The organism is Halococcus thailandensis JCM 13552 (genome assembly GCF_000336715.1).
Taxonomy (GTDB): Archaea; Halobacteriota; Halobacteria; order Halobacteriales; family Halococcaceae; genus Halococcus; species Halococcus thailandensis.
The window spans coordinates 18,400-38,446 of the sequence record NZ_AOMF01000114.1 but is presented as its reverse complement, the minus strand read 5'-3'; the positions used below and the strand labels follow the sequence as shown (position 1 = coordinate 38,446).

11 protein-coding genes and 2 pseudogenes are annotated in these 20,047 nt (G+C 53.7%); 3 read left to right on the top strand and 10 right to left on the bottom strand.

From position 1 onward, the window contains the following. Window positions 1-214: 214 nt before the first annotated feature. Window positions 215-1,288 (bottom strand): NAD-dependent epimerase/dehydratase family protein, encoded by a 1,074-nt coding sequence (locus C451_RS05230; RefSeq protein WP_007738466.1) that lies wholly within the window; start codon window positions 1,286-1,288, stop codon window positions 215-217. Window positions 1,289-1,464: 176 nt separating this feature from the next. On the opposite strand from C451_RS05230, the gene C451_RS05225 reads away from it, so the two are divergent. Next, window positions 1,465-2,583 (top strand): glycosyltransferase family 4 protein, encoded by a 1,119-nt coding sequence (locus tag C451_RS05225; RefSeq protein WP_049912980.1) that lies wholly within the window; start codon window positions 1,465-1,467, stop codon window positions 2,581-2,583. A 16-nt stretch (window positions 2,584-2,599) separates the two neighbouring features. On the opposite strand, the gene C451_RS05220 is transcribed toward C451_RS05225, so the two are convergent. Beyond that, window positions 2,600-3,811, bottom strand: a complete 1,212-nt coding sequence (locus C451_RS05220) for a hypothetical protein (protein ID WP_007738464.1) — start codon at window positions 3,809-3,811, stop codon at window positions 2,600-2,602. 605 nt (window positions 3,812-4,416) lie between these two features. Beyond that, window positions 4,417-5,880, bottom strand: coding sequence for a sulfatase (locus C451_RS05215; protein ID WP_007738463.1), 1,464 nt, complete (start codon window positions 5,878-5,880; stop codon window positions 4,417-4,419). A gap of 553 nt (window positions 5,881-6,433) precedes the next feature. Between C451_RS05215 and C451_RS21935 the strand changes: the two genes are divergently transcribed. Both C451_RS21935 and C451_RS20925 read left to right on the top strand, forming a co-directional pair. Beyond that, window positions 6,434-7,681 (top strand): O-antigen ligase family protein, encoded by a 1,248-nt coding sequence (locus C451_RS21935; RefSeq protein ID WP_152420429.1) that lies wholly within the window; start codon window positions 6,434-6,436, stop codon window positions 7,679-7,681. A gap of 240 nt (window positions 7,682-7,921) precedes the next feature. Next, window positions 7,922-8,595, top strand: a pseudogene (locus C451_RS20925) (IS6 family transposase). Window positions 8,596-8,954: 359 nt separating this feature from the next. Here the strand turns inward: C451_RS20925 and C451_RS20920 are convergent. From C451_RS20920 to C451_RS05170, 7 genes and pseudogenes are all read right to left on the bottom strand, one after another. Further along, complete coding sequence (locus C451_RS20920; protein WP_080503504.1) at window positions 8,955-9,863, bottom strand: glycosyltransferase family 2 protein; 909 nt, start codon at window positions 9,861-9,863, stop codon at window positions 8,955-8,957. Between the two features lie 101 nt (window positions 9,864-9,964). Further along, window positions 9,965-11,089 (bottom strand): glycosyltransferase family 4 protein, encoded by a 1,125-nt coding sequence (locus C451_RS05200; protein ID WP_080503503.1) that lies wholly within the window; start codon window positions 11,087-11,089, stop codon window positions 9,965-9,967. 64 nt (window positions 11,090-11,153) lie between these two features. After that, a complete protein-coding gene (locus C451_RS20915) occupies window positions 11,154-12,632 on the bottom strand; it encodes a lipopolysaccharide biosynthesis protein (protein ID WP_007738459.1) in 1,479 nt (492 codons plus the stop codon). Between the two features lie 551 nt (window positions 12,633-13,183). Further along, window positions 13,184-13,852 carry an IS630 family transposase gene (locus tag C451_RS21930; protein ID WP_206536680.1) on the bottom strand — a complete coding sequence of 223 codons (669 nt, stop codon included), beginning with the start codon at window positions 13,850-13,852 and terminating at the stop codon, window positions 13,184-13,186. Then, window positions 13,842-14,090, bottom strand: a complete 249-nt coding sequence (locus C451_RS24350; protein ID WP_394295063.1) for a helix-turn-helix domain-containing protein — start codon at window positions 14,088-14,090, stop codon at window positions 13,842-13,844. The genes C451_RS21930 and C451_RS24350 overlap by 11 nt, the downstream gene beginning before the upstream one ends. A 285-nt stretch (window positions 14,091-14,375) precedes the next feature. Further along, a pseudogene (locus C451_RS05175) lies at window positions 14,376-15,819 on the bottom strand (IS4 family transposase). Window positions 15,820-16,275: 456 nt separating this feature from the next. After that, window positions 16,276-19,947: a hypothetical protein gene (locus C451_RS05170; RefSeq protein ID WP_007738449.1), complete on the bottom strand. Its 3,672-nt coding sequence runs from the start codon at window positions 19,945-19,947 to the stop codon at window positions 16,276-16,278. Window positions 19,948-20,047: the final 100 nt, after the last annotated feature.

Sequence of the window (20,047 nt, the reverse complement as noted above, 5' to 3'; positions counted from 1 at the left end):
GTAGATGTTTCACGTCCTTACGTCTCGGATCGAATTACTCGAATGCGCGAACATGGTTTTCTGACCGAGGTCGCGCCAAATCTCTATGATGTTACTGAGAAAGGGCGTAATACGCTCGAGGAGTAGGATATCGAATACTCTTAGCGATATTCTACCTCCACCATGATTGATCGGCGTAGATTGGTTTTGGAGTTCTACGACGGGTGAGGGATTGCTATGACGAGCGAACGAGCGGTTCGTACCACTCGCGGTTCTGTCGATACCAGTCGATGAACTCCCCGACGCCGCTACGGATGTCTTCGGTCGGTTCGTAGCCGAGCACGTCACCGGCCTTGCTCACGTCGGCATGTGTGTGTTCGGCGTCGCCGGCCTGGCGCTCGCCGTGTTCGATCGAAAGGTCGGGAGCGATTTCGTCGCGGATGACCTCCGCAAGCGTCCGGATGTCGACGTTGTCCGTGCTACCGATGTTCAGCACCTCGCCATCGGCGGCGTCGGTTTCGAGGAGTTTCGCGTTCGCGCGAACGATGTCGGCGATATAGGTGAAATCCCGAGTCTGTGAGCCATCGCCGTAGACAACGGGTGGTTCGTCGTTCATACACCGCGAGACGAAATTCGAGATAGCCATGTTCGGACGCATCCGCGGCCCATAGACGGTGAAATAGCGAAGTGCAACCGTCGNGTTCATACACCGCGAGACGAAATTCGAGATAGCCATGTTCGGACGCATCCGCGGCCCATAGACGGTGAAATAGCGAAGTGCAACCGTCGAAAGGTCGTAGAGGTCGCCGTAGACGCGAACGTAGCTCTCGGCGGCGAGTTTCGAGACGCCGTAGGGACTCACCGGCGTCGTCGGATGCTCCTCGTCGTAGGGGAGGTAGGACGGTTTCCCGTAGACCGACGACGAGCTCGCGAAGACGACGCGTTCGGTCGGGGAATCCCGAGCGGCATCGAGCACGTTGAGCGTGCCCTCGACGTTGATGTCGTCGACCCGTCGGGGATTCTGCACGCTGGTGCGGACGCCGGCCTGTGCAGCCTGATGGAAGACGAACTCCGCGTCGGCGACGAGCTCGGCGACGAGATCGGCGTCCCGGACGTCGCCCTCGACGAGTTCGTAGCTTCCGTCGCCCTCGTCGGCTGCCTGGCGCGCGACATCGATGGTTCGGCGTTTGATGTCGGTATCGTAGAACGGATCGAGATTGTCGAGTACGACGACATCGCGACCCGCGCTGACGAACGAGGCAGCGAGGTGGCCACCGATGAAGCCCGCACCGCCGGTGACGAGTATCATTTGCTCGAAGAAATCGGAGGACCGGGTAAAACGTACCGGAATCAGACGGTCACACCGATTTCGCATCGAATCGCTTTTGAGCCGTCTGATTGCAGGACCGGTAGATGCGTATCTTGCGAATCGCCCAGAAGACCTACCCGGAGGTCGTCGGCGGCGGTACCTACCACGTCCACGCGATGAGTCGCGACCANCGAATCGCCCAGAAGACCTACCCGGAGGTCGTCGGCGGCGGTACCTACCACGTCCACGCGATGAGTCGCGACCAGGCCGCGATGGGCCATGACGTAACGGTGCTCACGATCGGTGACGGAACGCGACCGCGCCGCGAGGAACGTGCCGGCTACACCGTGGTCCGCAGACCCGCGACTGCCGAAGCGCTCGGTAACAGTCTCTCCGTAGGCGTCGCACGTTTTCTCCATGGAGCCGACGACTACGACATGATGCACGCCCACTCGCATCTCTATTTCTCCACCAATCTTGCAGCGCTCAAACGACGGTTCGATTCGATCCCGCTCGCAATCACGAATCACGGCCTCTACTCGCAGTCGGCCCCCGAGTGGGTCTTTCGCTGGTATCTCCGCACGCTTGGACGCGCGACGTTCAACAGCGCCGATGCAGTGTTCTGCTACACTGAGACCGACGCCAACCGACTCGGCGAGTTCGGCGTCAATGCGCCGATTCATGTGATACCGAACGGTATCGATACTGACCGCTTCTCGCCCGAGGGTGAGGAGAGTGATCGCATTGCGGGCGATCCTGCAATCCTGTTTGTCGGTCGATTGGTTGAGGGCAAGCGACCGGGCGATGCGCTGTCGGCGATCGAACAGGTCCGGGAAGCTCATCCCGAGGCTCGGCTTCACTTCGCGGGTAAGGGACCACTGCGGGCGGATCTCGAACGACGTGTCGCCGAGCGCGGACTCGACGATGTGGTAGCGTTTCTCGGCGAAGTACCCCACGAGGAGATGCCGAAGCTCTACCGCGGGGCCGACCTCTTCGTCCTTCCGAGTCGTTCCGAAGGGCTGCCACGAACGGTGTTGGAGGCGCTTGCGTCGAGAACACCAGCCATCACGAGCGATCTCGCACAGATGGTCCCGATAGTCGAAAAAGCAGGAATCACCGTCCCCGTCGGAGACTGGAAGGGACTTGCTGACGCACTCGACGAACTGGCCTCGTCACCGGAGCGTCGCGAAGCGTACGGCGAGCGTGGACGGGAGTTGGTCGTTGCTGAGCATGCATGGAGCGATACGGTGGTGCGGACGACGAATCAGTTGGAAGCGCTCTGCAGGAACGAATAGCAGTGAGTTATTCAAATCAGTCAGCGGTCAGTAGTTTCGACGTGGTTTTCGAGGACAGACGAGGGAGGAACCATTCCACAATGCCGACCGCGCCAAACAGATACAACACCCACACGAACATCTGACGGTGACGGACGGCCGTCCCGACGTTCACCGTTCCGAGACCAAACAGTACACTCCCCGCGAGCAGCCAGACGGCGAGGGCAACCCAGCCGGCGCGATGGCGTGCATCCAGCGCCGTCCACTGAGTGAGTATCGTATACACGCCTGCGAGGGCAGCGAGTGCGAAGCCGATATTGCCGAATCCTTCAAACGCGACCACGATATCAGAAAACGCACCGATCATCCACGGGAATGGCGCGAACAAGAAATACGCGACTGCGACCGGCGCGAACGCAAGCATTTCCGGAACGTGGGGGAATTGGATATCAGCGAGATAGACCGTCCGACCGCGGGCACGAAGGTTGCGGAGATTGCTTAGATGGCTAGTAGCGCGTTTAGCGGCCTGCCATACCACGTAGGCGATCGGTACAGCGATCACGACAGCCCCGGAATAGCGGGACACCGACCATTCGCGAACAGCGGTGGTCATCGCAATGAGGTAGACTACGCTACCGCCGACAATCGTTGGGATATAGAGGAAGAACAGATCCCAGCGGAGCAGTCCTGCCCCAATGAGTCCAGTGACACAACAAAGAGTACGTACTGGCCTTGAAAAACGAGACGGGACGATAACAAGACGGGCGACACTCGTGAGCAAAAAGAGGACAGCAACCTCACGGAGAACCGTCGCATGGATGAGAACGAAGCTCGGGTAGATGGCGACCGGAAACGCTGCGATAATCCCTGCTGGACGAGAGTATAGCGCCCGACCAATGGCGTAGACATTCCAGATCGCAACCACGCCGAGGGCAGCAAGGATGATGCGCGCATAGGTCGTACTCGGGCCAGCGAGGAGGTAGACCGGCGCGAGTGTGAGACCCCAGAGGTTGTATATCTTGACCGCGCCCACGATAAGATGCCCGTCGAGCCAAAACAACGGCCCGGTTTGGGGGTGTCCGGCGAGCGTTGTCATGGCGATGTCCTGTGCACGGGCGGCGAATCCCGTGGCGTCAGCTGTTGCATAAGGGTTGATACCGGTAATAGAGAGCGGGATTCCTGCAAGGCGGAGGACGGCTGCGAGAGTGAGGAGCTTGCGTAACGATATGAACGCCCTGAGTCGGCGCATACACACTGTGCGTTTGCAACTGTAAAAGACAGTTCCGACAATCGGCTGCCAGCGACCAGCACCACAATTTCTCGTTTGAGCGATGTGATTTTGAGGTCATCGTGTACACGAGTTTAATTATACGAATCTGAGAAGACGGCAAGTTCGCGTACTGGGAGAGCCCGTTGACGGTGTCGCCGACCTGCTCAGCACGAACACGGGTGTCGGCGCGATTGAAGCTCGTGTGTGTTCACCAAGGCAATGCTCCGGGCGCTCGTCAAAATCATCGAACACAACATGACGTAGAGCTGAACGAGATATTGAGCACGCGCGTCGTCAATGTCGGGTGCGAGGTATCGATCGGCGCAAGCGTTCGGAAGTCGCCTGTGTGTAGTGACTCTACAGTGTACTGGCAAAGCTATGAAGACCTGTTCATACTGTCGGACAGAACAGACCGAGCTCCGTGGCAGGAAATCCGCTCGTCGCAGTGGGTGCTCATGGTTCAATCATCATGACAAATTGTGACTTGATTCGGCTGGCGGATCACATAGCGGTGCTTTCTCTCTATATCGGATAACCAGTGGTGCAGAATTCTCAGACGAGGAATCCTGACCCAAGGAAATTGCTCACTGAAGATAGCCGAGGTCTTCGAGGCGGGCTTCCGTCGCGTCGGTCATGGAAACCTCGCCTGACGTATCGGCGCGTTCGAACGTATCGAGCCACTCGTCGAGCATAGTTTCAAGCGTGTCAACTCGTTCAGAGCGTTCGGTCGCGAGATTCGTGGCTTCTTCAGGGTCATTTCGGAGTTCGTAGAATTCCTGTGTGCCATCCGATCCCCTGATCAGCTTCTCATCGTCGGTTCGGATGGCTCGAAGCGAGCGGTCGAATCGTTCAATATTATCCGTGGACGTCCCAACACGTTCGCGGAGTGCGTCCATCGAGGGCTGTGGAGCCATGTACTCGGCGATGGCATGCTCGCGCGGAGGGATTTCTGCTTCAGGGTGGAACGACCGACCTTGGGAGGCGTCGCGCAGCTCAGGGGCATCAATGTCGGCAGCGTCTAACAGCGTCGGCGCGAGGTCGGTGAGCTGCACAAGGTCGTCGACCTGTCCGGTTTCGAACCTAGGCCCATGGACGACGAGTGGTACGTGGAGCAGAGTCTCGTGGAGGGAGTACTGGTGATCCATCAATCCGTGATCACCGATGTTCTCGCCGTGGTCGCCCGTTACGACGAACACAGTATCATCGAACTCGCCAGCGGCTTCGAGGTGACGCCTAAGTTCGCCGAGGCATCGGTCGAGATAGGCCAGCTCCGCCCGGTAGAGCGCACGGAGGATGCCGAGCTGTCGGTCAGTGAGGTCAACAGTTCCGGCGATATAACCCCACGCGTCCTGAGGGACAGACATCGCCTCTCCGTAGGTAACGTCATTCGGCAGGAACCGCTCGGCAATGGATTTTGGTGGACGGTATTCGAGATGGGGTTCAAGGTAGTTGACGAAGCAGAAAAACGGTTCGTCGTCATTGCGATTGGCAAGCCACTCTCGAATCCACTTATTGGTTCGGTTGGCTCCATCGTCGGTCCGCTTGCGGAAGAACTGGCCGTAAATCGCGTTGGCGGCGTTGATTACGGGATTTCCTTCCGCGAGGCGTGTTGCAAGCGCGTGTATCATTTCTGTACCCTGTTTCGTACGCGCGATCTTGCCAAGGTCGATATCGGCCTGGACGTATTGCCACGTCTTATACAGGGTGTCGAATCCACGGGCAAAGCCGAATTCCTCGGAGATCCATGTGTTGTTCGAGACGGCGACCGTCTCGTAACCCCCATCCTGGAAGGCTTTGGCAAGGGTTGGAATACCTTCGTCGAGGTGCTTATGACCCGCATGTGCGCCGTGTTTCGAAGGGTAGGTGCCAGTGAATAACGAGGCGTGGGAGGGGAGTGTCCAGGGCGCACTAGCAACAGCCTTAGTATACTCGGTACCCGTTTGTGCGAGACGATTAAGTTCAGAGAGGTAGTCGTAGCGCTCGTGGACGGTCTCACAAGCGCGGGCAGTGTCCATCACGACAAGAACAACGTTCGGTCGGGGCGCCATCGATGAGATGGTTCAAAAGCAGCCGTCCTGACGTAAATACGTTTTCAGTTTTGTCGTTCATTCACCTCAGCTAATTCCAACAGTTGGTTGAGCGGCAGTAGTGATACTGTCGGACAGAAGTACGTGAAGTTCAGATTGAGAAAATCTACTGCAACGAGTGATGTTTCACCGCACGATCTCCGATCAGTTCCGTCTGACAGTATGAATTACACCCAGTAGTTTGCAAAGTGTGCTCTTGTTAGGCACGTTGTTGGCAAGTCAGATTACTTTCCGAAGAACGTGTCTCAACGCTTCTCGACCAGTTTGCAGCCGATCCAGCGTCGTAGCTGAAACGCTCCCAGATAGTGCGTGAACTTATCCTTTGAAACGCTTCGATAAGGTGCGAGCCACGTTCACATCACCAACCCAACACCTCACAAATTATCGACCCGTTTTAATAGTTCTGACGACTCATCTCGACATCGTTGGTAGAGTCAATAGAGCCCGTATTGCTGCTTAAAGACGAATCGTAAAAGGTTATCTGCCCTGCCATAGTCATAGCTGTACAGTACACATGGGACGACAAGCACTGCGACATATACTAACAGTTTGCTTTCTTGGACTGGTTTTATTTACCGCCTCCCTTTCACGCTCTCAACTCACTCCTTCATTTGTCGGAGACATTTCTTTGTTCGTTCTTTGTTTGCTGTTGGTTGGAGTAACTTTTTGGAACGGCAATCTTCAAATTCAAATTCCAATTAGTATTTTAGTGCCAATTGGGGCTTTATTCGCACTTGCCGTGTTGCATGTCTTATTTGGGAATTTTGATACACCTACTTTGGCTGTGTGGCCCTTCTATACTATGCCAATCGCTATTGTATTAATAACTATTGTGCCGACACTCATTCGGCAACAGACTGTATTTCGGGTAGTGAGCTGGTTCGCAGCGCTTCTTGGAATTATAGGGATGTTTGTGATTTTTGTACAGCCGATACCCATCCCTATATTAGATGTTGAATTGTCACGGTGGTCAGGAGCAGGTGTGCCGTTCCCAGCTGTCGCAGCAATGCGTTCGATTGAAACAAATCCGAATACTTCAGGAATACTGTTCGCTGTTGGAGCGTTTTCCTCTCTCTATAATATACTGGAACGGCGGAACTATGAAGATGGTATTTTGCTATTTATAACGTTTATTAGTCTTTACTTAACACAAAGCCGTGGCGGATTGGTACTTTTTGGTATCTCAACAGTGATTCTCCTTGTGTACCGATATAGTACTCCACAGATTGGTTCTGCCGTCATCGGCTTTGGAGTAATTAGTGCAGTATTCCTTGTAGTGTCACTACTTATTGGCCCACCACTTGCGCCACTGGTCAGTTTCGTCTCTTTCACGGGCCGTGTTGAGATATGGAAAGCAGCAATCTCTGCGCTATCGATGGAGCCAACCTTTAATATTCTGTTCGGGCCAGGAATAATTAACACTAGTACGTGGATAGCACCGTTTTTGCCTGGATCTCTTTCAGGTACCTCAATTCACGGGTCGTATTTCTATCTACTACGTTTTGGTGTTCTTGGCCCTATACTATGGATATGCGCAATTTGGGGTACGATTGCAGCACGAGCTACAAAGTCTAATATAGACCAATTATCCTTTTCACTTTTAGTGGGTTTTGCATTTTTGATGATATTCGAGAATGTGAACGTGTTTGGGACTGATATTACCTCAGTTCTACTTTCACTTTTGCTTGGATACCTCTACCTTGGACAATCAATTCAGATCAGTATTCCGCCAGAAACCATCAGAAAAATTCTGAAGCGGTAGTGATTATATTATATCAATATCACTGCTCGGAGCAAAATCTATTCATAGGTATGGTTGGATGAAATGTACGAAAAGACGCTTATCAGGATACTTGTCTGCGGCGTCTAATGTGGATTCGACGATTGTCTCAGGAAGAACAGTTCTCTTGTCATCATTCCATCCTTCATCTTTCCAGACGTGAATTACATCATGGAGGACGCTGTCTAGTTAAGAGTGAGCAGGTCGAAGAGCTGGTGATCAATGCCACTCAGCGACCTGCTCGACGAGGCGTTAGAGCCAGTAGATAGTGACTGTTGGGACCGAGAGCGGACGGCGACGCTCGCATAGGGCGTTCGCCGTCCGACTTCATTCTGCGGGGCTTTCGCTCCGCGAGACTGTGGCGATTCTTGATCTCCTGGGCGTTGACCGCTCGCACGGAGCGGTCTGGGACTGGACGCCCGCCTCGCAGACGATCAGGACGACCCGCCGCAGAGTGCTCCGCGGCGGGTCGCCGTCGACGAGACGGCGATCCAAATCGGCACGGAGTGGCAGTGGTGCTACGCTGCAATCGATCTTGATTCGATGCTGGTGCTCGACATCGAAATGTTCAGCCGCCGTGGGACCGATCCCGCGGCAGCATTTCTGTCGCGGCTCGCGGAGCATCATGACCTTTCAAAAGTGGAATTGCTGGCCGATAGCTTCGGCTACCGGACCGCTCTTCTCGATTGGGACTGAGCGGTCAAGTGGAGTATAGCGGCCGGAACCACATTGAGCAATGGTTCCGGACGCTCAAACAGCGGACGGACCGCTTCTATACGACCTGGAACGGCGGTCCGGCCAGCATTCGCCGCTGGCTGCGGCGATTCGGTCACTACTACAACACACAGCGACCGCACCAAGCGCTCAACGGCCGCACGCCGGCTGAGGAGGCTTAACTAGACAGCGCCTCATGGACCTTCGTGTCAATTGTCTCACAATGACGGTAGAATTGAGGATTTGCAGTGATATAGACTGTGTCACGTGGGTCGCGTCCGCCAAAATTCGAACGAAGGAACTCGATAGTAGTTGAACTTCGTGAAATACGCTGCTGTAGTTGTCCGGGTATATTTGATCGACACTCAAACATGTCGTATCGACAGGCCTCATGAATAAATAATGCATCCCAACCTTCAAAGGTAATGTCAACTCCATTATGATTCCACAACCGCTGTCCTTTCGTGTGTGGTATTATTTGCTAATATGGCGTGCAAAGACTACAGGATGACGAAGCGTTCGGCGGAGTCGTGCAACGTATTCATCGGCTGAACACCTGCTTCAGAAAACCAATCGCCATGCCGGCTGCGACAAGCCAATGATACTTCACACGTCTGTCTGCAGCTGGTGCGATCACATGACGAAGTATATCCCCTATGAAAGCCCATGCTGCTTTGGGGGTATCAGACTGATCACCGAATTCGTAAAAAATACGAAGCCGGTTGCAAGCACGCTTGATACCGAAATCAAGAGGATCATCATTCATCTCTGTATCAGCATGCGTTAGTTCTAGTTTTGGATCAACAACACAAAAGTAATCATTCCTTTTCAGTTCCCATCCCATTGCAACATCTTCTAGAGTTTCTCGTCCTCCATTCCAGTGACGAAACGGATGATCCTCCAAAACATCAGTCCAGTAGCTTGCATTGTTGCCTGAAAGCCAGTCACTTCGGACAGGTTTATCGATAGTAGAATCCCAGGATTGGATTCCAGTCGATGAGATTGACCATCCATCGCCGTTTAGGTAAAATATTCTGTTGAATAGATTCTCAAGTTTAGATGGCGATCGAAGATTTGTATCAAATCCACCCACCCCTGCAAGTTTCGGGTCATCAATAGAATTATACACTGTCTCCAATCGTGCTATGTAACTCTCACCAAGTACGACATCATCATCAATTATCACACAAATTGTGCTGGTAGCTACAGTCGCTCCTGTGTTCCGAGCAGTCGAAAGGCCTGGTGGTCCGTCTGATTCTGTTATTTTAAATTTTATTTCGTCTGATAATATATCGTATAAAATATTTGATTTCTTTTCAGAGAGGTCACCGTCGTCAACAACGATTACCTCTTCCGGCCGTCTACTTTGTTCATCAATAGAAATGACGCAATTTTTGAGATCATCAAAGCGATCGAGAGTTGGAATCACCACTGAGAATGTCGTCTCCATAGTCAGTAGTCCAATCGAAGGAACAGTACCAATAAAACCTATTCGTTCTATCTTAGGTTGAATGGCGATGCAGGCGACATACCTCCTGATTAAATTGTGGATTAGGTTACGAATTTCTCGATCGCTTCTTCAAATTCCTTTCCCAACAATTCAGACGAGAATTTGGATTGGATATACTCTTTGTTGTGATCGCCGATGCAGTGACGCTTTTTCGTCGATTCAATAAGTTCAGATAGCGTATGTTCGAGTTCATCTCTTTCGGATATAATCATTGGAGGACTATCGGATATAGAATCAAGTAGGTCCCGCATCCCACCCGCAGTATTAACAACAACTGGTTTTCCGGCAGCTTGTGCCTCGGTTACGGTCATCGCTGCACTGTCCCGAAAAGAAAGATGGGTACATATACTAGCATCTACAAAGGCTTTCTCGATATCCGAACAATATCCAGTAAATAGAACCCGGTCAGAAACCTCGTCGTCGAATTCATCGAGAATTGACTTACGGGTTGTAGCAAAATCTTCACCTCTCCCTACAACCACAAAATGCCAGTTCTCATGATCGCGAAGTATGCTGTTGATCGCCGGGGCGAAATATTCAATAGCTTCATACTTCCTAGTGTAATTAAAATTTGTTACTGTCAACAAAATTTTGTCCTCTTTTGCGATATTGTGATATTCTTTGAATCCTCCGGGAGTAGTTGCTTCGAACCGATCCACATCAACAGTGTTATTTATTGCTTTTACTTTATCTCTGCTAACGTCAGTTTCATACAGCATTTGCGTGACTACGAAGTCAGTGACCGGTATAACGCCATCCGCCAACGAGAATACGAAGTCCCTCACTGTTTCACGCCGATTACTATAGATCCACCTTCGTAGCTTGCTTTTGTTATGGGCTCGATCTTGGAACTCGTTCCACATCGTACCTCGAAGCCGGACAATGAATGGTATTCCCAATTTCTCACACAACAATCCCACAACCGCAGCGAATTCGTCTACTGCGTTAATGATGATTACTGTACGTTCATTTGAATGATAGATATCGGAAAATATCGGCCCCAAGTGTCGTTTGATTTTTCCTACTTGTTTGAGTATCGGGATATGGCGAAATTCCTCAGGAACTGGGTTTGGGTGTGGTTCAATGAGATCAAATGCACTATCAACCGCTTCTACATACTTTTCCGAACGACTGATCCGGATGACATATGCTCTCTGATTACCCATACTATGATATCGAATCGATGTGGCAAATGAATTTCTATTTCATAGTATAAAATGGATATAATACTCAGTTTCGCATTTGTGTAATTTGACCGTAAATGTGGTGCACTTCATCTACCTTAATCCCTCGAAGTAGGAGTAGCGCGGCAATGTAGATAAACATACCTACCGGAGGAACTATCAACAACGATAGGATGTTGGACGAAATATGCGATGAAAGTGGGACAATAACGATACCAGTGAAAGCAGCGCTACTCAGTATGCGGATAGTTCGCATGTCCGATAATATATTGATATCCAGAGTAGCCGAACTAACAAAATAAAATAACAGCATTGAACCGTAACTGAGGCTCGTTGCTATTGCTGCCCCGGACATACCGTATGCGGGAATAAGTACAACATTAAGTAGAACATTCAGCAATGCGGCAGCGCCGGTTGCAGCGATCATCAAGCGAAGATTCCCTCTCGATTGTATAATAGCCATTACTGGCCGTGCAAGTGCGTATCCGACTGTTCCCGGAAGCAACAGAAGCAGTGGCTGAACCGTACTTATAAATTCTCTCCCATAGTACATTTGAATGAATGGTTCAGCAAGTGTACCTAACCCAACTGTGAGTAGTAGTGTGCTCATAAGTGTGTATCGCGTCGATCGACTAGCAAGTATCGAAATTCGCTGGTTGTCTTTGTTTTCCCACATTGACGCTGTTGAGTGAAGTAAAACCGTATTCAGAGATCGTGGGACAAACCATAATAAACTAGTAACGACTAACGCAGCCTTATAATAGCCAGCAGAAGCACTTCCAACAAACGTTCGGATGAGAATTACATCAACATTTAGTAGCGAACCAACCAAAAATGCGTGGACAACTGATAATGTGTTGAATCCGAGGAGATTTCTAGTAGTAATTTTTGGGTCTGGTGATTTAAATAGAGGTTGAATTCCAATATTACGAATTATATATGCGAGACATAAAATGCTTGCCAAGAGAAGGCTTACGCCGTATCCCAAAAGTGCTCCTGTCGCTCCTAGACCAGTTATAACGAAAATAATCCCCGCTCCTTTCATCACTACTTGCTGTAGAAGATGTATTGGTTCAGACACAGTCTCCAAATCCAATGCCATTAGCATCCCTCTGAAAAGCTTATATAATTGGTGAGGTACGATCATGATTCCAAGTATGAAAAAAGTCGATCCTAATTCATCACCAAATATCGACCATATTTGTTCTTGTGTTGATATTGCAATCAACACAATCGTAGCTATGATGGCAACAACAATAGCTGTACGCAGATAAAATGAGAATATATTATCTCGCCATTTGTCATTTTGGGGATGCTGTCCAACGTACCTGCGTACACCTTGGAAAATGCCCGCATTCACAATTGTCATAAGTGGAGTAAAAAGGGCAATAGCAAACGCATATTTGCCATATTCTGTGCTACCCAAGACACGTATCAATATAGGGGTAAGGATGAGTGAAGTGATAGTTCTACCTACGTTCCCACCTAATATCGAAACAAATCCTCGAAGAATACTCCGTGACATTATGATTTCCCAGATATAATGATTGTCGCTGAATCGAGTGTTGGTAGAGACTTATTGTGGCTTCGCATTATAGTTGAAGCTGTCTCGTTTCGGGTTGATAAGGGCACCGAGCGAGCAAGATGCAAAAAGCAACAAGAGCAAGCGGTGTGACATTATTCCCGTTTCGAGTTCCGATTGGGCATCGCTGATTCGAACACACTCGAAGACTACGCTCAGCAGACCGATATCTACGCCCATATCGAACCAATCAGCAAAGGCCACTTCTCAAAATTGACCACGCGACGCCCTGCTCCAGCGGTCGCCGAACTGGCGACCACTATCCTTGAGCACCCCTCCCTGTATCATCCTGCTGGAGTCGCGGATTCGTTTTTTCATCAAGTATAGAACTTATTTCTATGATTTATAAGTTTCAACTTTTCATTGTAAGCTATCGAAACTTTCAGACGAGGGTATAATAGCATTCCGTGATGGGCTTTGAGAATCAGCCAACATCGCTACTATTCAGAACCGTCAGCCACGGATTCCTCAGTGTAGCTTCAATCGTACTCTCACTAGTCCACCTCAAGCGGAACGGGATAGAGCTGGCGTAGTTTGATTCGGGCGTCATCAGTGGTGAACTGCCAGTCAATCAGCCCATCAGCAGCGTTACGACGATCTTGCCACGCAGCGACCTCCGACCGGAGGGTCGCTGCGTGATAGATTCGCCGGTCGAGACACTGGCGTTTGAGTGTGCCAATCTCGATCTCGGCCATATTCAGCCAGCTGCCGTGCTTTGGCGTGTAGTGAAACTCGAACCGATCGAGATAGGCGTGTGCTTCATCCGGTGGGAAGAACCGATAGAAAGCTGCAGGATTGTGTGTATTGAGGTTATCGAGCACCACCCGGATGCAGTCCGCATCCGGGTAGTGCTCATCGGCGAGTTCGACCATTCGATCGATCCACTCGCAGGTCCGCCGTTTTTCGGTGATCTCGACGTTGACCCAGCCAGTTAGTGGTTCGGTGGCGAGATGGAGTTTTTTCTTGCCGTTGCGTTTGTAGTGAGTATCGACACGTGCGACCGCTCCCGGTTCTGCCGGGAGCGGGTCGCGTTTGTGGCCGCGAAGCGCCTTGCTGGTTTCGTCAAAGCAGACAACTGGCCGCTTCTCGTCGTATGGCTCATGATAGATATCGAGAACGTCCTCCATGTGGTAAACGAACTGACCGTCGTCTTCAGCGGGAATCGCCCAGTAATCGTAGAGATGTGGTTTGAGGGTGTTTTTTTAGACGCCGTCTCACGGTTTCGTGAGAGATCGACTCGAAGTCGATCTCGTCGAGGGTAACGAGTTCGTCGGCGAGAAGGTGAAGCGTCCAACGAGCGCACCCTTCTGGTGGGTCGCTACAGGCGAGTTTGATGAGGCGTGCTTCAGCATCACCGTCGAGTTTGCGCTCGTATTCGCGGTCGGGCTTGCGGCGATGAATCGCCGCAATCCCTCGTTCGGAGTAGTTTTTGCGCGCCTTGTACGGAGTCCCGATACTACAGCCGACGTGCTCACCACTGGTTATCGCCTTAGGTCGAAATGAGCGTTCAGGGCGGAAACTAGTCGGCTAATCTCTGCCGAATTCATCAATAATGTTGAATGAATAGGCGAGTAGAGATCGATGCTAATGTAAGCGACTGATTTCAGGTCCGTCTCCATTCAGAATCGCGTCGAATCGAGAGCGTTGCCACTCAACGCGAAACTACCCCGGCTCGGCTGACGACTGTCAGCCGGGCCGGATCGTCGCCAGTTCACCTGCATTCGTCAGATCTGGATCAACAGTTCCGTGAGCCACTCGCTCTGTGAGCGCGTGGCGATTCAGATTTCGATCAATCGCTCCCTCGATGATCGCTAGCCCAGGATCCCATGAATAGCCGAACTGCTGGGCCAACGTTTCCAGAAGATCGGTTCCGTACCACTGCAGTCGCTTTGAAAACGACATCGGTTGTGTCTCTGTTTCTTCCTCAACGGAGTCAGGAGAGGCAGATCCGAGCCCTGCTCGTATCTGCCGCAGCAGGTACCGGCTGAGCAGCACCATCACAACCGACGCCAGCATGAAACACTCAACTGCGTCCTTCCGATAGACACTGATCTCGTCCAGTTCGAACACCGATTTCGCCTCCTGAACGACTGTTTCGATACTCCATCTGTTGGAATACAAAGCCGCGATTTCTCGCGGCTTGAACCACTTTCTCGGCAGATTTGTCACGTAGAGATGGTANGTTGGAATACAAAGCCGCGATTTCTCGCGGCTTGAACCACTTTCTCGGCAGATTTGTCACGTAGAGATGGTAGTCGTGATCAGCGTCAGGTGCATCGTCGCCGTCAGTTGCCTCGTCGTGACGAAGTCCGACGAGGCGAAACTCACGGGGGAGCAACTCACTGTCTGAACTCGGTGTATCGAAGCTCGCGGTGACATCGATCTCGCTGCGATAGAGGTCTGGAAGCACGTCTTGGAGCTGTTCTCTCTCCAAGGAGATGGCGTTGCCGCGCCATCTCCTGAGTTCGTCTGTAATCGGCGCGTTCGAATCGATTTTCAACCGATTCACGAACCAGCCACCGTGCTCATCGATCTGTGCTAGCTTCCCGTAGTCGTGATATCCGAGATCGTCCAACAGAAGCGAATCAGCCATCCAGTCGCCAATTTCGAGTTGGCTTAATTCGTCGGTACGGACATCGGTGATCGACGTGAAAAACGGAGCACGTGACGCGAGTGATTCGATCACGTGGAGCCGTGCTCCAGCGTGATCGTCACCGTAGCCGGGGAAGTCCTCAAAGGATTCCGCCGACAGCGTACAGTCCGTCGCATCCGCGATGAAGACATCGCGGAAGCGATCAAACCGACCACCCAGAGAGGATTCTGTTCCGCCGAGTTCGACGCTGAGATGTGCAACAATCTCGGTGAGGAGAGTCTTGAGCTCTGGCGTGATCCACTGCTGGATCGACGAGTATGCTGCGTCGTGTCCAGTAAACGTCTTGTAGAAGTCCTGTACCTTGGTGACAGAGCCGTCTGGCTGTGTCGTTCCGAAGAGAAAGCTCCAGACGAACGGTACAGGCCCAATCTCGCGGTTTCGTTCAACGAGGCCGGTGGCGCGAGCCGTTCGCGCCACCGCCTCCCCTGGCAGCACCGTTCGGAATCCCTTCACGATCCGGTCGAGCCATCGCTGCATAGTTCATCAAAACGGAACCGTGGAAAGGAGTCTGCTGTCTGAGAGTTCCAGTAAAATCGGCCGATCTTGCGGGAAATCGACTTAAGCGATAACGGGTGCCAATCGGTCTAGTTTGTCGATAGCCTGCTGACGTGCTTGTTCGAATTGATTTCCAAGCCCGTCATCAAGTGCTGTTTTCAGTCTGGGATCTGCCTGATTTAGATCGATAGTTGGAGCCATGATTTTTGCTCACCTTCTAATCGGTCTGTTATTTCGCTAGTTTGATGGATAATACTTTCGCTAGTTGTCCGTTCTGGCTCAACAACCCCATTTTGAGATTTACTGATGGCTCCGTCGCCTTATGTAACAGATGATGTTACAGAACCGCTCTAAATGTTACACAAGGCGTGAAAAGGCCGAAGCCGCCGCTGGCCCGCCCGCTACACGTACCGCGTCAATTATGCCTCGCGGCGGGATCTATCCGGGCGAATTGGGCGGTGGTCCCCACCCACAGCGGTCGCCGGAGAGGTCGAAGACGCCTTCGGCCCATGCAAGCCACTCAAGCGCCCCATCCGATTCGCGGATTTTGTCGGCTAATCGCCGTACAGCGGCTACTTCGAAACCGGCGTTACTAGACAATACCTGTAACGCCGATTTCAAAGTAGAAATTTCAGCGGTGTAGGACACTCCAGCGCGCTGTTCGTAGTTTTCGGCGGTGAGCAGACCGACGCTTTCGAGCGCGTCAATCCAGTTGCGAACGGTACGCTCGGTCACGTCCATGCCGTTCAACTGGGCCAGCTGATGCCAGCCAGCAACCTTGTTGGCAAGCGTTCCGTCGTCATGTTTCTCGACCAATGCCCCGTCACGAAAGCCGCCTGGACCGTCTCCGACGAGCACGTCCCTGCCGTGACCCAGCAACTCGATCGCTCGCTCGGGAACGGGGAACAGCGCCGAGAGGTCATCGGCAAGCTCCTCGAACCGACAGACTTCATCAACTGGGAGGTTCGTGGGTACGTTCGTCAGGAGATAGGCATCTTTCGCGGAATCCGCGTCACCGACGAGCAGCGGCCGAATACGATGCACGAACTGTTCGAGTTCTTTCTCGCGGGCTTCGCGGAACAGCGCGCCGGCAACCCCGGAATACGCTTTCGTCGGAACTGCGAGACCATCGCCGTATTCGTCTTCGAACAACAACTTCCGATAGACGGGTGGGTTCGGCGCGTTCCGCCGCGTACTATACTCCTTGCCGCCGGCACAGAGATCGTCGTGGTCCATCGCAAGCAGTTCGGCCTGTCGCTGGACGTCGTTCATATCGGGATGCGGAGCGCCGATACACACCACAGCGTCACACTCGGTACGATTCAGTCCGCGTGCTCCGCCGTAGACAAGCATCTCGTAGTCCTCACCCTCAGTTCCCACAAACTCGAATAGCGAAATGAGGTCGCGCCGAATCCCGAACAATGGCTTGTCATGGGTATCGATAGCGATCTTGATCACATTCTGAATTCGCTCTCGTGCCGTCTCGCTCTGACGGATCGTATTGGCGTGATACTGGCCGTCGAGGACCTGCGTGACGTTCAATCGTCCGTCAAGGTCGAGATGGCCGTCGCCACGAATATCAACCTCGTTCATGGATGCACCGTACAGCCCGGCGATTTTCTCGGGTGTTGCGGTCGCATCGAGGATGAGCGGGTCATCGGGAAGGTTATCGACCGCCGGAAGTCGGCCAAAAACGAGCGCTGGGTGCTCACCAGTGTCGAGATCAGCGGGATTGTCGTCAAGCCACGCGCTTGCACGCGCCTTCTCGCCGCCCTGCTGCGTGATGGTGTTCTCGCGTTCGTCCCAGTCACACTCGTCGGACGCACAGACCCGCGCACCATTCTCAGCATCGAGCGCTGATCCACACCACGGACAGTCGTCGAGGACCGGCGGCACGGCGACCGCGCGCCGCACGTCGGCGGTCGGCAGTCCCGCTTTTCCAGCCGCCGCGAACAGCGCATCAATACAAAACAGCGCGGTTGGGAGTTCATCATCGGTCTGCTGAATCCGACTCACAAGCCCCTCGTTGTAGGCTATTTTGACCTGTGCGAGCGGTTCATCATAGACCTCGGTCGGGGCAACGTAGCGGTCGTGTTCGACGTAATGCTCGCTATTGACGCCCTGGTACTCCCGCCACGTCGTCCGCTTGACCTCCTCGGGGGCAACCTCCGCCGGCAGGTCGTCGGGGTCAACCGGTCGGTCGAAAGCCACTGGTTGCACACCGGGCGTATCGATCTCCGCAAACGCTGCGGTGTCGTCGCAAGCGATTGTGTGTGCAAGGTCGTCGGCAAAGGTAGCGAGCGCGGCGAGATTGTCGCTGAGAGCGCTGTCATCGTCGTTACGATGCACTTCTGCGAGTTGTTTGAGACGCGCTTGCGCTCGGAGTAGATCGTCAACATCGACGCGCTGCTCGGTGGTGAGCGTCCGGGGGCTTTCGTCTACGATCACGTCGCGGTCTTCGGTAGCACTCTTGAGCAGTTGGTACTCGTGAACGCCGACGACCCGCTCGGCGAGCGGCTGGCCCTCGTCGTCTAGGAGGTGGTCGAACTGGTCGCTCCACCTGGCGTGCGTTCCGTGCCACGGGTGGTCGTCCTCATCGAACAGTCCGAGCTTGAGGTGTGTGCCGAGCGTGCCGAGCGGACCGACAAGCGCCTCGAAGCGCTGGCGAAGCAGGTCCTCCTGCGTGCGCTCATAGATGGGACACATCCGGGGCCAGTCGCTCGGGTGGCCGTGTTCGGGGCAGTGTGGGGTCTCGTTCCCCTCGGCGGCAGCAGTGGCGTCCATACAACAGTCCTCGCGAGGCTGTTCCGCGCCTTTGAGGTGGTACTGCTCGTCGGGTGTCGCGTCGTCGGAAATCGCCTCACGACCTTTCTCGTGTTTGTCGAACCCAGCGAAATACGGGCGGTCGCGCTGGGCGGCGGCGCGTTCGGCGTTCGTACTCTTACCGACACCGGGTGGGTCGGCCCAGACGTGCGGTCCACTCGAGTCAAGAAACGCCTCATACCGGTCGCCCTGAAGTTCACTCCAGCGCTGCTCGCGATCGAACTCCTCGGGGTTGTAAACGGGGCGCGCGCACTGTTCGACGGAATGTATCCCCTCCCCCCAGTCTGCTGGTGGATCGTACTCGGGGATATGCGCGCCGCGCTCCCGAAGTGCCTCAACCGCCTGCCAGAACTCCTCACCCTCCGGGTACTGGTCGGGGCGGTTGATAATCCGGTCTTCTAGCGCAATCATCTGAAGCGCGTCAAGGCCATGCAATCCCTTCCGTTCAATCCAGCCGCCGTCAACCTCGGCGAGCCCGGTTCCGCTCTCGCTGTCGCGGTAGGCCGGGTCAAGCGACTTCGAGCCGTTACTCCGCTCGTGCGTTACCGTCGAACGAAGGCGAACGTCGCGGGGTCCGGTATGTTGAATCGCGTCGAAGACCTTCTGAATCTCGGTGGTCGTTTCGACATCGGCAAGTTCGGCGCGGGAGTTCTCCGGGTCGCGCACGAGTTCGTCGGGCGTCCCCTCCGCAACGGTCGCGTACTCGTCGGCGAGGTCATCAACGAACCCCTGCGCGGCGGTCGTCTCTCGCGGTGTTGCTCGGATATGCTCGCCGGTCATGGCGACGAACCGGCCCGAATCGTACACCTCGATCTCGGCGTCGGGGAACTCGGAATGATCGGGAAGCGCCGCCTCGATGGCTTTCACATCCTCGGGAAGCTCACCACGAAGCAGGATGTGGATGCCGGTCCCCGAAGTTGAAATATCGGCATAGCTGTCCGCCCGCTCGATATGCTCGCAGACGGTCGGATGGATGCGCTCGGTGTCGGGATCGCGGGCGTCGTCGTAGTCGATGAGGACGAGGTCTTCGTCGGGGTGGTCCTCGCGATCGCGGATATTGAGCGCAAGCCCGTAGCCCGACAGATGCTCGCACCACTTCGCGGCGGTGTCGCGGTCGGTCCATACGTCGGCGTTCTGCGCGCTGACGAACTTGTCCGGCCAGTCGGGATTCAGCCACGGCGCACGCGGAACCTTCCGTCCGTCGTCGGTTTCCTTCCATGCGTGCCACGCCTCGCTGCGGTCGGCAGGATACACGTCATGCTCGCTCCTCGGCGCGTCGTCGATCATCCCCCGACCACCTCCCAGCTGCACTCACCACACTTGCCGATGTTGTTGTGATGGTCGGTCGGCGTGACCGCGTTTGTACGATCGACAAAACACACGGACT